11 protein-coding genes and 2 tRNA genes are annotated in these 13,894 nt (G+C 41.7%); 8 read left to right on the top strand and 5 right to left on the bottom strand.

Annotated features, from left to right (window positions below; genetic code table 11):
* Positions 1 to 22: 22 nt before the first annotated feature.
* A complete protein-coding gene (gene recN / locus AAEY88_RS09545; protein ID WP_350561802.1) occupies positions 23 to 1,702 on the bottom strand; it encodes a DNA repair protein RecN in 1,680 nt (559 codons plus the stop codon).
* Positions 1,703 to 2,563: 861 nt separating this feature from the next.
* Between recN and AAEY88_RS09550 the strand changes: the two genes are divergently transcribed.
* Together AAEY88_RS09550 and rlmB are read left to right on the top strand one after the other, a co-directional pair.
* Positions 2,564 to 2,899, top strand: a complete 336-nt coding sequence (locus tag AAEY88_RS09550) for a pyrimidine/purine nucleoside phosphorylase (RefSeq protein ID WP_350561804.1) — start codon at positions 2,564 to 2,566, stop codon at positions 2,897 to 2,899.
* Between the two features lie 212 nt (positions 2,900 to 3,111).
* Positions 3,112 to 3,882 (top strand): 23S rRNA (guanosine(2251)-2'-O)-methyltransferase RlmB, encoded by a 771-nt coding sequence (rlmB, locus tag AAEY88_RS09555; protein ID WP_350561806.1) that lies wholly within the window; start codon positions 3,112 to 3,114, stop codon positions 3,880 to 3,882.
* Here rlmB and coaE read toward each other — a convergent pair.
* From coaE to pilB, 4 genes are all read right to left on the bottom strand, one after another.
* Positions 3,845 to 4,507, bottom strand: a complete 663-nt coding sequence (gene coaE, locus AAEY88_RS09560; RefSeq protein ID WP_350562063.1) for a dephospho-CoA kinase — start codon at positions 4,505 to 4,507, stop codon at positions 3,845 to 3,847. The two genes, rlmB and coaE, sit on opposite strands and share 38 nt — an antisense overlap.
* Positions 4,508 to 4,790: 283 nt before the next feature.
* Complete coding sequence (locus tag AAEY88_RS09565) at positions 4,791 to 5,690, bottom strand: A24 family peptidase (protein WP_350561808.1); 900 nt, start codon at positions 5,688 to 5,690, stop codon at positions 4,791 to 4,793.
* A 7-nt stretch (positions 5,691 to 5,697) separates the two neighbouring features.
* Positions 5,698 to 6,921, bottom strand: a complete 1,224-nt coding sequence (locus AAEY88_RS09570; protein WP_350561810.1) for a type II secretion system F family protein — start codon at positions 6,919 to 6,921, stop codon at positions 5,698 to 5,700.
* A 128-nt stretch (positions 6,922 to 7,049) separates the two neighbouring features.
* A complete protein-coding gene (gene pilB / locus AAEY88_RS09575; RefSeq protein WP_350561812.1) occupies positions 7,050 to 8,759 on the bottom strand; it encodes a type IV-A pilus assembly ATPase PilB in 1,710 nt (569 codons plus the stop codon).
* A 420-nt stretch (positions 8,760 to 9,179) separates the two neighbouring features.
* Between pilB and tpiA the strand changes: the two genes are divergently transcribed.
* The 6 genes from tpiA (at position 9,180) to nusA (ending at position 13,757) form a co-directional block, all read left to right on the top strand.
* Positions 9,180 to 10,001 (top strand): triose-phosphate isomerase, encoded by an 822-nt coding sequence (gene tpiA, locus AAEY88_RS09580; protein ID WP_350562065.1) that lies wholly within the window; start codon positions 9,180 to 9,182, stop codon positions 9,999 to 10,001.
* 244 nt (positions 10,002 to 10,245) lie between these two features.
* Entirely contained in the window at positions 10,246 to 10,554 is a 309-nt protein-coding gene (gene secG, locus AAEY88_RS09585) for a preprotein translocase subunit SecG (protein ID WP_350561814.1), read from the top strand.
* Between the two features lie 300 nt (positions 10,555 to 10,854).
* Positions 10,855 to 10,939, top strand: a tRNA-Leu gene (locus AAEY88_RS09590).
* A 122-nt stretch (positions 10,940 to 11,061) separates the two neighbouring features.
* Positions 11,062 to 11,138, top strand: a tRNA-Met gene (locus tag AAEY88_RS09595).
* 409 nt (positions 11,139 to 11,547) lie between these two features.
* A complete protein-coding gene (gene rimP / locus AAEY88_RS09600) occupies positions 11,548 to 12,048 on the top strand; it encodes a ribosome maturation factor RimP (protein ID WP_350561816.1) in 501 nt (166 codons plus the stop codon).
* Between the two features lie 224 nt (positions 12,049 to 12,272).
* On the top strand, positions 12,273 to 13,757 hold the full coding sequence (gene nusA / locus AAEY88_RS09605) for a transcription termination factor NusA (RefSeq protein ID WP_350561818.1): 1,485 nt from the start codon (positions 12,273 to 12,275) through the stop codon (positions 13,755 to 13,757).
* Positions 13,758 to 13,894: the final 137 nt, after the last annotated feature.

Raw genomic sequence — 13,894 nt, forward strand, 5'->3', positions numbered from 1 at the left:
AGTGGTTTGTATTAATGGATAGTCATTTAACATCAGTCAACAAGCTACGGGCGTGATCGCGAGTGACGTCTGTGATAGTGACACCGCCGGACATCCGCGCTAACTCATCCACCTGTGTGTTGTCTGTCAAAATAAGCAGCTCGCTCTGGGACTGCTCATGGTGATGTTTTTGTACTAAGATATGCTGATGCGCTTGGGCGGCTACTTGTGCTTGGTGAGTAATGGCTAATAACTGCTGAGTCTGCCCAAGGGCACGTAGGAGCTCGCCGACTACTTGTGCAGTACCGCCACTGATACCGACATCGACTTCATCGAAGACCAACATGGGCTTAGCGGCGTTATTATCTACATTAGTCGCTTGCAATACTTGCATCACCAGTGCCATACGTGACAACTCGCCACCCGAGGCAATTTTATGCAAAGGCTGCATCGGCATACCAACATTGGCGCTAAATAGTAGATCAATATCATAACAACCTTGAGCGTTATAATGTGCAGGATCAGACTTTTTGGTAAAGACAAACTCACAGCGCGCATTAAGTAGCGCTAGTGGTTGTAGTTGGGCAATCAGTTGTGCACAAATGGAGGTTGCAGCCTGCTCACGTGCCTCATTAAGCTTGGTTGCCTGTGTTAGATAGTGTTGCCACGCCTCATCAATTTGCACAGCCAGCACATCACTACTAGGCTCGTTTTCTAGCTGCTCTAATTGCTGTTGCCAGCCTTTTGCCTCAGTTATTAAGTCACCCGCTGGCAAGCTATGTTTTCTGGATAATCGATGTCCAAGACTTATGATACTATCTAATTCTTGCAGACGCTCAGGGTCAGGCAATTGCTGCTCAGCATAATCTGAAAGTAAGGCAGTCACCTCAGTTATTTGCTGCTGAGCCAAATGTAGCTGCTCAGACGCCTGCACAAAAGTTTGACTGACACCCACCTGATGATCACACAGCTTGATTGCTTGACCAAGTAAGGTCATGACATCCGGCTCATCTGTATCATTATCTAATAGATGCAGACCATGACTGGCCTCTTGCATTAAAGCTTCAATATTGGACAGCTCTTCGTGCTCAGCTTCGATATCATGATAATCAACGGCAAGTAACGGCGCAATATCAGCCAGTTGGTTTTGCAATAGTTGTAGACGATCTTGGCGCTGAGCTTCGCGGTTAGCAAGGTCATCAGCACGGCGTTGTAGCTGTTGATACTGCTGATAACTGCTTGCCGTTTGCACCGCTAAAGCCGTTATTTGCGCCATCTCATCAAGCCATTGTACAACGAACTGCGGCTTCAGTAATGCTTGCTGAGCGTGTTGGCTGTGGATATTAACCAGTAATGTGCCTAAACTTTTGAGCTCAGCCAAACTAACTGGGGTACCATTGAGCCATGCTTTTGAGCGTCCACTACTACTCAGTTGCCGGCGAATCAATACTTCTGACTCCTCTAAAGTGCGTTCATGTTCAGCAAACCAGGCAGCTATGGGACGGTTACCTTCAACATCAAACTCAGCATAGATATCAGCATGAGCGGCGCCGTGTCTTACCATTGCACTGTCTGCTCGTTCACCTATGCATAGAGATAAAGCATCAAGTAGCAAGGATTTGCCAGCTCCTGTTTCACCAGTGATGACATTAAAGCCCTCAGTAAAGCTCAGCTCATGCTCAGCTATTAGGGCGAACTGATATAAGGTTAATGATAAAAGCATTAAAGCCTCTCATGCTAGCTAATAAATATCAAATAAAAGGCTATTTTATTGATATCTTAACATCAGCTTATAAGGTGGGGTCTATTGAACTCTATATCGTGCCATAGCAATACAAATACAAATGCTAAGAGCTGTAAATCATATCAACGCATATTACAGTCTATCAGTAAAACCATATATACTAGGGTATGTCATCAATTAAATGGTGCGGTTTAAAATGAGATAAGTTGCCGCTAAACTAGGAAGAATTTGTAGTAAATATAAATATATTGACCAGAATCCTGACGCTGTTTAGCAAAATTTAGTCATTTTAAGACCACTAAATGAATTAATATGCTAATTGATGACACATTCCAGTGTACCGATAATTGGTGAATCATTACTACAGTTTGCGTTAGAAGTTAAGGTAGACTAACCGTAAGCCTTACTTAAATCAACTTTGTTTGGCATCTCATATTGCGATAACTTTATGGTATTAGTGCACCTCATAATTGTAATAAGGGTTTGGTTTGGCCACTATTAAATACGATTAAAAGCAGGTGATATTATCAAGTAGATTAGGAATTAAATTAACAGTAAAGTGAGATTTTTAGCGATGCTGTAACAAACTTTATAGATATAATGTGGTAGCATAATCTCACATAACGATAAACTCTTGCCACAATAACTACATACATTACGCTATTTTATAACAAGTCAGTGCAGCGTATAATGAAGAGTGAAATCGTCAGTACTTTAATTGTCAGTACCTTAAAGCGTTTACGTTAACTTCTACAAAGACATAGAAGTAGCTGCTTAAACCATAATTTAATGAGTCACTCATTTTTAGTTTGGCAATAATTATTTGATAAGGAAGCCACTATGACAGCGGCACTATTTACTAATGTGACAGTCAATGCTCAAGCCAGCATATCCTACGATGGGCGTTGCTCAAGCCATACTGTTATGTTCGAGGACGGTCGTCACAAAACACTAGGTGTTATTTTACCCTGCGACAACACCATCGAGCAATATCATTTTAGCACCAACACCTCTGAGCGTATTGAAATCATCAGCGGTGAGTGTGAAGTCAAAATTAATGGTGATGAAGATTTTAGTTACTATCGCGCTGGCCAATCCTTTGTGGTTGAAGGCGATAGTGGTTTTAACTTACGTACCGAACAAATCGTCCAGTACATCTGTCATCTAGAAGGCTAATACCAAACGTTCAGCACATTCTAAGTCATAGACTGTACAATTACAGATTATGAAATAACAACCCGTAAAACCACATACACTTCAAAAAGAGACAAACAAAATCAGCGCGATTTTGTTTGTCTCTTTTTGACTTGACTATCTATAGCAGTACCAACAGCATCTTACTTTCTATCGTGCTTAGCGATAGCCCTCTTTTAATCAGTAGGTCTATTATGGCAAAACCCAGTTATTTTTATGGCATTCATGCCATTGATGCTTTACTTGAGTATCGTCCACTTGATGCGCTTAGTTTATTCGTGCAGCAAGGACGCGAAAGTGACAGCAGTGTGCAAGCTATTATTGCGCAAGCCCAAGCAAATGATATCAGTATCCAGCCGACTCAAAAAGACAAATTGGCCCAGCTATGTGGCAGCCCGCAGCATCAAGGTGTGGTGCTTCACGCCCGACCATTAGCCTTTGCGGATGAAGGATTGTTAGATAGGCTTGTCAGTCGCGATGATTGTTTGCTATTGGTTTTAGATCAAATTACTGACGCGCATAACTTCGGTGCTTGTCTGCGAACAGCTGTCGCCATGGGTGTCAATGCCGTTATCTGTCCAAAACATCATGCCGCAAGTCTAACACCGACGGTTGCCAAGGTATCGGTAGGGGCAGCCGAGATGATGCCTATTATCAGCGTCACCAATTTGGCGCGTACGCTATCGCAAATCAAAGCCGCCGGAGTATTCGTATTTGGTACTGCTCTTAACGCAGACGCCAAGCCGATACATGCTGCAGATTTGACTGGCAAGACCGCCTTAATTATGGGCTCTGAAGGTGAGGGCATGCGCCGCTTAACCACTGAAAGCTGCGATGAGCTGGTATATATTCCGATGTCGGGCAACGAACATGGTAATCTACAAAGCCTTAATGTTAGCGTTGCCACCGGTATGGCGCTTTATGAGGTTAATCGGCAGCGTACTTTAGCTGCTGGGCAAGCGTAATATAAGTCTGGTGCAAAGGTTGTAACTGTAAATGCAGGGCTGCTAGATTATTCTCATTTACTACCAGATCATCTGCATGACGATTACGTTCATCGCGGTTAAGTTGATTGGCCATGATAGCCTTAATTTTGATCATGCTTTGCTCATCACGTAGACTTGCCCGCGCAAGCTGCGTGTCTTCGCTAGCATCAATTACTAAGATGCGCTGGCATAAATTTGCTAGCCCCGCTTCCGCCCCTTCAATTAATAATGGTGCTGATAGCACCACATAAGCTGACGTGCTGGCTGCCAATTGTGCTTTTGCCGCCTCACGTATTGCTGGATGAGTAATTGCTTCAAGCTCAATCAGCGCTTCAGGATGGGTAAATACATGTGCGCGTACCGCCGCACGATCCATTTGTCCAGCAGGATTGATTACCCAATCCCCAAATTTTTTCTGAATTTTACGTAGGGTGGGACTGCCTTTAACCACCACCTCATGCGCAATCACATCAGCATCAATAATATCAATGCCTTGGGTAGCAAACCAAGCGCTGGCAGCAGATTTGCCACTACCGATACCGCCCGTTAAGCCGATAACCAACCGTTTGCTCTTATGAGTATTGATGGTTTTCGGTCGCTGCATATTGCTATTTGCAAAAGTGGTCTGAGAGGATAAAGAATCTTTCATGGACTGATTGGTTATGGACATAAGAGTGACTTATTTGGCTGATAAAATAAAAAATAAATAAACATGAGTAAATAGCTGATAAAACCAAAGCGCTTAAAAATAGAAGCAAATTAAAGACACAAAACGAACCTTATTATTGTTTGGCTTAATAGTAGTTTTGATTAATGAAGATATCGGTATTACCATACTGTAATTTACTATTGTTACCTAAACTACTGATTAGATGTTTTTTTAATCTTTAAACATACATTCCTAGATACCAGTTAACGATATCTGAGCCATATAGTAAAGCGACAATACCTGCGATAGCAATATAGGGGCCAAAAGCAAAAGGTTGACTCTCACCTTGTTTTTTCATCAAGATAATACCAACGATTGAACCCAGTAGAGAAGATAGTAAGATTATCAAGGGTAACATTAGGGTGCCGAGCCACGCGCCAAGCACTGCTAATAACTTAAAATCGCCCTGTCCCATGCCATGTTTTTTAGTGATAAGATAAAATACCTTGACCACTATCCATAGCGATAAAAACCCAAGTAGTAAGCCCCAAATAGACTCAGTTGGCGTTACAAACCAACCTTGTGAATTGACTGCTAAGCCCAGTCCTGCTAAAGGAAAGGTAAGTCTATCAGGTAGTAGTTGAGTATCAAAATCAATACCGGTAAGCGCAATCAGCGTCCATACCAATACTAAAGCGGACAGTCCAGCTGTGCTAACGCCGAAATGATAAATAACCAATGCTGATAGTAGTGCAGTGACCAGCTCGACAATAGGGTAACGTAGACCGATCGCCGCTTTGCAGTCTGAGCAGCGTCCGTGCAATATCATCCAGCTGACTACCGGTATATTCTCATACCATTTAATCTTATGCGAGCAGTGCGGACAGCGTGAGGCCGGTAAACTTAACGTGATGGGCACATCTTTGGCAACTGCGTCAGTTAATATCGATGTATGCGTGCTTGCCATATCAGCTTGCTGTGTTAAAAATTGGCTACATTCTTGGCGCCAGCTATAGAGCATCATTAGTGGAATACGGTGAATCACTACGTTTAAAAAACTGCCGACACAAAGTCCCAATATGGCAAATACAACTAACGCCACACTCATATTATTTTGTAATAACTGTATCAATTGCATTAAGTCGTTATCCTACTACTGAGCCCATTTGGAAGATTGGCAAATACATGGCAACGACCAAGCCGCCGACCAACACGCCTAGTACCGCCATAATCAGCGGCTCCATTAAACTGGTTAAACCATCGACAGCGTTATCGACTTCGTTTTCATAATATACCGCTACTTTATCTAGCATCTCTTCCAAGCTTCCTGATTCCTCGCCAATACTGACCATTTGGATGGCTAAGCTAGGGAACAAATTAGTGTTACGCATCGAAAACTGTAACTGTTGACCCGTAGCAATATCATTCTTAATTTGCTGAGTCGCATTATAAAATACCACGTTATTGGTTGCGCCAGCAGTAGACTCTAGCGCATCAATCAGTGGAATACCAGCAGCAAAGGTGGTAGAAAGAGTGCGAGAAAAACGAGCAATGATAGCTTGATAAGCAATATTACCAAATATAGGGACTTTTAAAGTGAGCCGATCTAAAAAATTACGAAACTTTTTAGATCGTTTTTTTGCTTCAGAAAAGCCAATAATAGCTGCGCCAATAGCAATGATCAAAATGTACCACCATGACTGCATCCATTCAGACATATTGACTACCATTTGGGTAAAGGCGGGCAATTCTGCACCAAAAGATGCAAACAAGCCGGAGAATACGGGAACCACTTTAATTAGCAGAATAATAGTCACAATGAGGGCGACTACGATAACTGCCATCGGATACTTTAACGCTTTTTTAATTTTAGCTTTAAGTAACTCACTTTTTTCTTTATAAGTAGCAACCCGTTCAAGCATAGTTTCTAGCGCACCTGACTGCTCACCAGAATAGACAAGTGAGCAAAATAAGTCATCAAAATAACGTGGATGCTTACGTAGCGCTGAGGCAAAGGTACTGCCTTCTTCAATATCAGACTTAATTTGTAACACTAATTCTTTCATACTAGGGTTGTCTAGTGATTCAGCGACAATCTCAAATGACTGAGTCAAGGGGACACCCGCTTTCATCATGGTGGCCAGCTGTCGCGAAAAAATAGCAATATCAATAGGCTTAATGGATTTTTTGAAGATAAATAAAGGCTTGGATTTTTTCTTAATGGTCTTAATCGTAATACCTTGATTACGTAACGTGGCTTTTGCCAGCTCTACACTGCGGCTGGTAGTCTCGCCTCTAATCTTTTGCCCACGCCGATTGACTCCGTCATAGACAAAGTCTGATAGCCTATCAGTCTTCGATTTTGCCATGTCTACACCCTCAAATTTTGCCTAATCTGTATATTCGAATCAGCGTCATATAATAAGTATTCTCTAAATCATTATTTGATGGTTCTTATTCTGATAGCTTTTATTGAGCCATTATTTTTTGCTCAACGCTATTCAGAAGTTACCCGCATCATCTCTTGAATACTAGTCATGCCTTGCAATACTTTTAAAATACCGGAGTGCCGTAGATCACGAAAGCCATTTTTAAGGGCAGCGTCTTTGATATCGATCGCATTGCCATCTTCCATGATAATGCGTGAGATATCTGGACTGACTTTCATAACTTCATAAATACCAACGCGACCTTTATAGCCTTCACGGCACTCATTACAGCCGACAGGCCCATAAATCACAGTATTTGGATTGTTCAAATCAGTATCCGTAAAGCCAATCTCAAGTAAACTGTGCTTTGGAATATTGATAGGGGTTTTACAATTTTTACATAAGCGCCTTGCCAATCGCTGTGCGATAACCAAGTTCACTGAGGTAGCAATATTAAATGACGCCACACCCATATTTTTCAAACGAGTTAAAGTTTCAGGCGCAGAGTTAGTGTGTAGCGTCGAGAGTACCATGTGCCCTGTTTGTGCCGCTTTAATAGCAATTTCAGCCGTTTCAAGATCACGAATCTCACCGACCATGACAATATCTGGATCTTGGCGTAAAAACGATTTTAGTGCATTAGCAAAGGTTAGACCAACCTTAGTGTTGACGTTGACTTGATTAATCCCTTCAACATTAATCTCCACTGGATCTTCAGCAGTAGAAATATTGGTGGCACCCGTATTTAGAATATTGATACCCGTATACATGGACACTGTTTTACCAGAACCAGTAGGGCCGGTGATCAGTAACATACCTTGCGGCTTATGCAAGGCTTCTAAAAACATCTTTTTTTGATCAGGCTCATAACCTAAGGCATCAATACCCAGCATCGCTGTGGAAGGATCTAGTATCCGCAGCACTACCTTTTCACCAAATAGGGTCGGCAAAGAATTTACCCGGAAGTCAATGGCTTTGTTTTTGGACAGTTTAAGCTTGATTCGCCCATCTTGTGGTACCCGGCGCTCCGAGATATCCATTCGCGACATAACTTTTAAGCGCGCTGCGATTTTGCGCGCAAGTTGTACAGGGGGACTGGCCATTTTTTCCATCACCCCGTCTATTCGAAAGCGTACGCGATAAGACTTCTCATAAGGTTCAAAATGTAAGTCAGAAGCGCCCATACGAATGGCATCAACCAGCATTTTATTGACAAACCTAACAACAGGAGCATCATCAACCCTATCAGCAAGTTTGGTTTTGTCTTCATCTCCTTCAGGGTCATCCAAGTCAATATTTAAATCACTATCAGCAAAGCCACCAAAACTTTGCATGACATCCGCATAAGTACTATCAATAAGTCTTCTAAGTTTGTCCTCTTCGACCACAACGGTCTCAACAGACAGCCGTGAGTTAAAAGCAATCGCATCAATTGCATCAATATTAGTAGGGTCACTCAATGCCACAAACAATCGCTGTCCGCGCTTGAAGATAGGCAAAGCGTTAAATTTACGAACTACTTTTTCGTCTACTAAGTCTTTGGGAATAATATCGCCATTGAGGGCGTCAAGATCAAACAGAGGATCGCCAAAAGCGCGCGATAGTTTCTGGGCAATCTGATAAGCATTGGCTATCTTGTTGTCGACTAAATATGTTACTAAACTTATTTGCTGCTGTTGCGACTCAGCGACCGCCGTTTCCATATGGATGTCGCTAACAATACCTGCCCGGACTAGCCGTTGTGCTAGACCACCTAATATATCGGTTGTGGTAGGCATAGAACTCTCTCCTTAATATGGGACATGGTACAAATTTGGCAGTTAGGTTTTTAAATTGAGTTGAGTTTTTATTCTAGAGCTAGATAGTCATATAAAAACTGGCTACTTATTTTTTATACCTGACCTTGATTTTCTTATAATAAATCATGCAAGAAGCATGACAGTTTCGAGAAGCGTCTATCTTAAAATAGGGAAAGTTCAGAATAACGAGATCAGAGTAAATCTAGTTAAAATTGTGGAGGATTATCTCTTGTCTAACATCACTGCTGATTAATGATTGAGATTGGTCAATAATAGAGCGCTAAAAATATTCAGACACAGATGTTGCTGGCCCATACTATAGCACTTGCTAAATATTTGTTATACTTGCGCGCATATTAGCCGTATTGGCAAAGACAAACGACACAAGGTAGATATGTGATGCAAGCTTGGGTGATTGGGAATTGGAAGCAGAATCCAGCAACGAAACACGAGGTTAATACATTATTAGATAGCCTATTAGCCGCCATTAATAGTGATGAAAATGATACCGTAAACAAGGTAACTCACTGTCAGTTGATGGTGGCACCAAGCTGTATTCATCTGGCTGCTGTCAGTACACGCTTAAAGGACACCTCAGTACTCTGTGCGGCGCAAGATATTAGTGCGCATAGCGATAGCGTTGGCGCCTATACCGGTGATTGCTCAGCGCAACAAGTCGCGGATGCTGGAGCCACATGGACGATACTTGGTCACTCAGAGCGTCGTCAATATCATCAAGAGTCGCATGATGTTCTATTGCAAAAGCTGACTCATGCGCTTATAACAAACCTAGGCGTCGTGTTTTGTATTGGTGAAACCCAAGCCCAGTATGATGCCAAGCAGACGTTTGATGTACTTGATAAGCAGTTAGCCGTAATAAAGTCGCTGCTAAATCAAGAGTTAGAACAACAGCCGGAGTTTATTAATACCTTAAATGAACGCTTAATTATCGCTTATGAACCGGTTTGGGCTATTGGTACGGGTAAAGTACCGACAGTAAATGAAGTAAGTGCCACTCATGAGCATATTAAGCACATGGTAGCCGGATTTGCTGTGCCGTTATCAAATATTAGCGTAATATACGGCGGTAGTGTCAATGCCGCTAATGCTGATAGTTTTGCCGCTAATGCCATGATAAACGGAGCATTGGTTGGTGGTGCCTCTTTAAAGGCGGATAGCTTCTTAGCAATTGCTAATGCTTTTAGCCACACTAAAGCCTAATCAATATGACTGAGCATGTATATCCAGCGCTTGTATTGAATATATGAATCATATAAAAACAGGCTGACAAGTTGATAAAAGTGGGTTTAACAGTGCCCTTGCAATCGTGTACAATGCGCCTTATTTAATATGATTGATTTATGTCATTACACTTATATTAGTACTAGTCCTGAAAGTTATCAGTACTAGACCCTAAGACTTAATTTTCGTTATCAGTTGTCATCACGCAGCAAAAGAGGCCTTCATGTTTACGTTTATATTAGCCCTGCACATTATCGTGGCGATTGCCATGATTGGCTTGATCTTGATACAGCATGGTAAAGGGGCAGACGCTGGCGCTTCTTTTGGTGCGGGCTCCTCTGGTACAGTATTTGGTGCAGCGGGTACAGCAAATTTTTTGACTCGGGCCACGGCCTTTTTGACTGTCATCTTTTTTATAACCAGTATGTCCCTTGCCGTTCATGCTCGTAAGCAAGCTGAAGATCAGTTTCGTTTAGATGCGCCAGTTTCAGCGCCACAGACACCGCGACCTTTAACAGAAAGCTCTCAGTAGTTATCTCTCTAACGGGTTATGATTTAACGACTCATAACCTAGCCATTTATAATAAGCGTATTTATAATAGCAACTGCTCATAACGAGACAGCTAGGGCATTAATAAGGTCGTTATAAACGTTTTTGTGGTAGCCCTTGCTATTTTGGCTTGTTCGCATTATAATGCCTTTCTGATTTTGCTAGACACAACTTATTATTATTTATTATCGCTATTGCCATCCTCATGGTATAGAAGAATACGATAAGTTAAATTAAATATAAAAGCTAATAACAGAAGTTATTAATGTTATTAGCAAGTAAGCGATTGTGGTGGAATTGGTAGACACGCCATCTTGAGGGGGTGGTGGCGCAAGCTGTGGGGGTTCAAGTCCCCCCAATCGCACCAAGTTTTTACGCTGCACAGCGTTACGTTAGTTATTAATAGTCACGAGATTTTTATTTTAAGTTATTTTCAAATAAAGATTGACACTTCTATATAAACTACCTATAATGTGCGTTCTAGATTGATGCGGGGTGGAGCAGTCTGGTAGCTCGTCGGGCTCATAACCCGAAGGTCGTTGGTTCAAATCCAGCCCCCGCTACCATTTTTCATACTGATATTTTGTACAGTAAATTTGTCAGTGACAATAAGCCCACCATTATGTTTGTGGGTTTTTTTGTATCTGTTAGTCAGTGTTGCCGTGGTATCTATCCTGCTTATGCTAAGCTCTATGCCTATAGAGTACGATAATATCTGCCACTTGCGCGATTATTATTCGTCAGCGACATTATTTTTATTTTGCACTCTATCTGCTGGCTATTTTGCTTCGTTAATAAGCTGAGCTTGATGTTCACAAGTCACATCCTCATATAGAGTCAAAACAAATGTGATGTTGTACTTAAGCCGTTATAAAAGCCGTAGAATACATAACGATTACTGCGATCTTGTAAATGAACGAGTAATGCGTTTTATTAAGTAAGACAGATAAGCGAATAGGACACTATAAATAGATTATGAAACTTTCTACCAAAGTTGCAGAACTAACCAATATTATTGCCCCTGCGGTAGCTGCTTGTGATGTAGCGCTGTGGGGCGTAGAATTTGTGCCACAAGGCCGTCGCTCTTTATTACGTATCTATATTGAGTCGTTACCTGAAGAGCAAGCGCAAGATAAGCAGGTGACCATCGAGAATTGTGCGGCGGTTAACCATCAGGTGAGTGGTATCCTTGAAGTGCATGATCCTATTGCTGGTGAATATATTTTAGAAGTATCTTCCCCTGGTTTTGATCGGGCGTTCTTCTCAGATGAGCAAATGCATGATTATGTCGGTCAAACAGTAAGTTTGCGCTTGATACAAGCTATCGGACAAGGTGATAAAAAACGCCGTAAAGCAACCGGTAGCTTAGATAGTATAGATAGTACGATTCTAAAACTGACAGCCACCGATGGTGAGCAGTTCGAGATTGCTTTGAGTAATATTGATAAAGCCAATTTAATTTATGAAGATGCTTAGTATTTGAAATACTCATTTATCAAAGTACCTAATTTATCAAAGTACCTAACATTATATTGAGTCTACAATATAGGTAATACTAAAATGAGTGATAGATGTCTTTCATAAATTATTTCGTCATCATCGATTGATGATGTAATCTCTAAGTAGCGTATGGCCTACGGTGACAACATAACGTCAATACATAAATTATAAAATTTAAGTAAGTATAGGACAGGTATAGCATGAGTCGTGAAATCTTAACGGTAGTTGAAACCGTCAGTAATGAAAAGGGCTTAAATCCTGAAGATATTTTTGAAGCCATAGAAGATGCCTTAGTGGTGTCGACTAAGAAAAAAGTGTATACCGAACAGCCAGAAGTGGCGGTGCGGGTTGCAATCAATCGTGAAACTGGTGATTATGATACTTATCGCTACTGGACAGTGGTTGCAGATGAAGATCATGAGATGCCTGCCTGTCAGCTTGCCATTACTGACCTTGACCAAGAAGAATGGTCAATTGGTGATGTTAAAGAGGAGCAGATTGAATCGATCGAATTCGGTCGTATTGCAGCTACTCAAGCCAAGCAAGTTATCATTCAAAAAATTCGTGAAGCTGAGCGCGCCCTAGTGGCAGACGCTTTTGAGGCTCGTGTTGGTGAAATGATGTATGGCGAGGTAAAAAAACAAACGCGTGATGGTTATATCATTGATTTAGGTGATAATGCTGAAGGTTATTTATCACGTGATCAGATGCTGCCACGTGAACAGCTGCGTGTAAAGTCACGTATTAACGCTATCTTATATCATGTGAACCGTGAAAATCGTGGCGCCCAGTTGTTGTTATCGCGTACCCATCCTGAGATGCTCTCAGCATTGATGCAAAAAGAAGTTCCTGAAATCGCAGAGCAGATCATAGAGATTCGTAACGTTGCTCGACTGCCAGGTACACGTGCTAAGATATCAGTTAAAACCAACGATCATCGTATTGATCCGGTTGGTGCTTGTATTGGTATGCGTGGTACTCGTATCCAAGCCGTACAGCAAGAGCTCGATGGCGAGCGTATCGATGTGGTGGTATGGTCAGACGATCCGGCACAATATATCATTAGTGCACTTGAACCTGCAGACGTCAGCAGTATCATTTTAGATGAAGATACTCAGACTGCTGACATTATCTTTAGTACCAATGATCAGCTTGCACGCGCTATTGGCTCACAAGGTCAGAATGTGCGTCTGGCATCTGAGTTAACCGGTTATAAGCTTAATATGATGCTAGAAGAAGAGTATCAGCAGCGTCAAGCCAATGAGTCAAAAATCTTTATTGACCTATTCTATGAACGTTTAGAAGTTGATCGAGATTTAGCACACGCGTTAGTCGATATTGGCTTTACTAGCATTGAAGAAGTGGCCTATGTACCGGTTGACACCTTCTATGATATTGAAGGCTTAGATGACGAAGCAATTGATATGATTCAAGAGCGCGCTAAAGAAGTGGTCATTGCTGATGAGCTGGTCAAACAACAAAACATGAAAGAGCCCAGTCAAGAGCTGCAAGATCTTGAAGGTATGACGGTCAGTTTGGCCTATAAAATGGCACAAAAAGACATCATTACCGTTGATGATTTAGCTGAACAAGCCGTATTTGATCTAGAAGATATTGAAGGATTAGATAACGAAACAGCAGGGCAGCTGATCATGAAGGCTCGGGAATCTTGGTTCGATGAATAGGCGTTAGCTGCATATCGCTGTCTTTTAGTGATATGCTATCGATAATTAATGACTAGTATTTATATACAACTAATGCCAGTCTTAACGCGATCATTTGTAGCCAACAACTGAATTGAACATATAGCAAATAATAGACA

It is taken from the genome of Psychrobacter sp. CAL346-MNA-CIBAN-0220, assembly GCF_040309805.1.
GTDB lineage: Bacteria > Pseudomonadota > Gammaproteobacteria > Pseudomonadales > Moraxellaceae > Psychrobacter.

What these genes read in the sequence shown, in the direction of transcription:
- recN (WP_350561802.1), bottom strand. Translation starts at nt 1,702, where the DNA reads ATGCTTTTATCATTAACCTTATATCAGTTCGCCCTAATAGCTGAGCAT.
- AAEY88_RS09550 (WP_350561804.1), top strand. Translation starts at nt 2,564, where the DNA reads ATGACAGCGGCACTATTTACTAATGTGACAGTCAATGCTCAAGCCAGC.
- rlmB (WP_350561806.1), top strand. Translation starts at nt 3,112, where the DNA reads ATGGCAAAACCCAGTTATTTTTATGGCATTCATGCCATTGATGCTTTA.
- coaE (WP_350562063.1), bottom strand. Translation starts at nt 4,507, where the DNA reads ATGCAGCGACCGAAAACCATCAATACTCATAAGAGCAAACGGTTGGTT.
- AAEY88_RS09565 (WP_350561808.1), bottom strand. Translation starts at nt 5,690, where the DNA reads ATGCAATTGATACAGTTATTACAAAATAATATGAGTGTGGCGTTAGTT.
- AAEY88_RS09570 (WP_350561810.1), bottom strand. Translation starts at nt 6,921, where the DNA reads ATGGCAAAATCGAAGACTGATAGGCTATCAGACTTTGTCTATGACGGA.
- pilB (WP_350561812.1), bottom strand. Translation starts at nt 8,759, where the DNA reads ATGCCTACCACAACCGATATATTAGGTGGTCTAGCACAACGGCTAGTC.
- tpiA (WP_350562065.1), top strand. Translation starts at nt 9,180, where the DNA reads ATGCAAGCTTGGGTGATTGGGAATTGGAAGCAGAATCCAGCAACGAAA.
- secG (WP_350561814.1), top strand. Translation starts at nt 10,246, where the DNA reads ATGTTTACGTTTATATTAGCCCTGCACATTATCGTGGCGATTGCCATG.
- rimP (WP_350561816.1), top strand. Translation starts at nt 11,548, where the DNA reads ATGAAACTTTCTACCAAAGTTGCAGAACTAACCAATATTATTGCCCCT.
- nusA (WP_350561818.1), top strand. Translation starts at nt 12,273, where the DNA reads ATGAGTCGTGAAATCTTAACGGTAGTTGAAACCGTCAGTAATGAAAAG.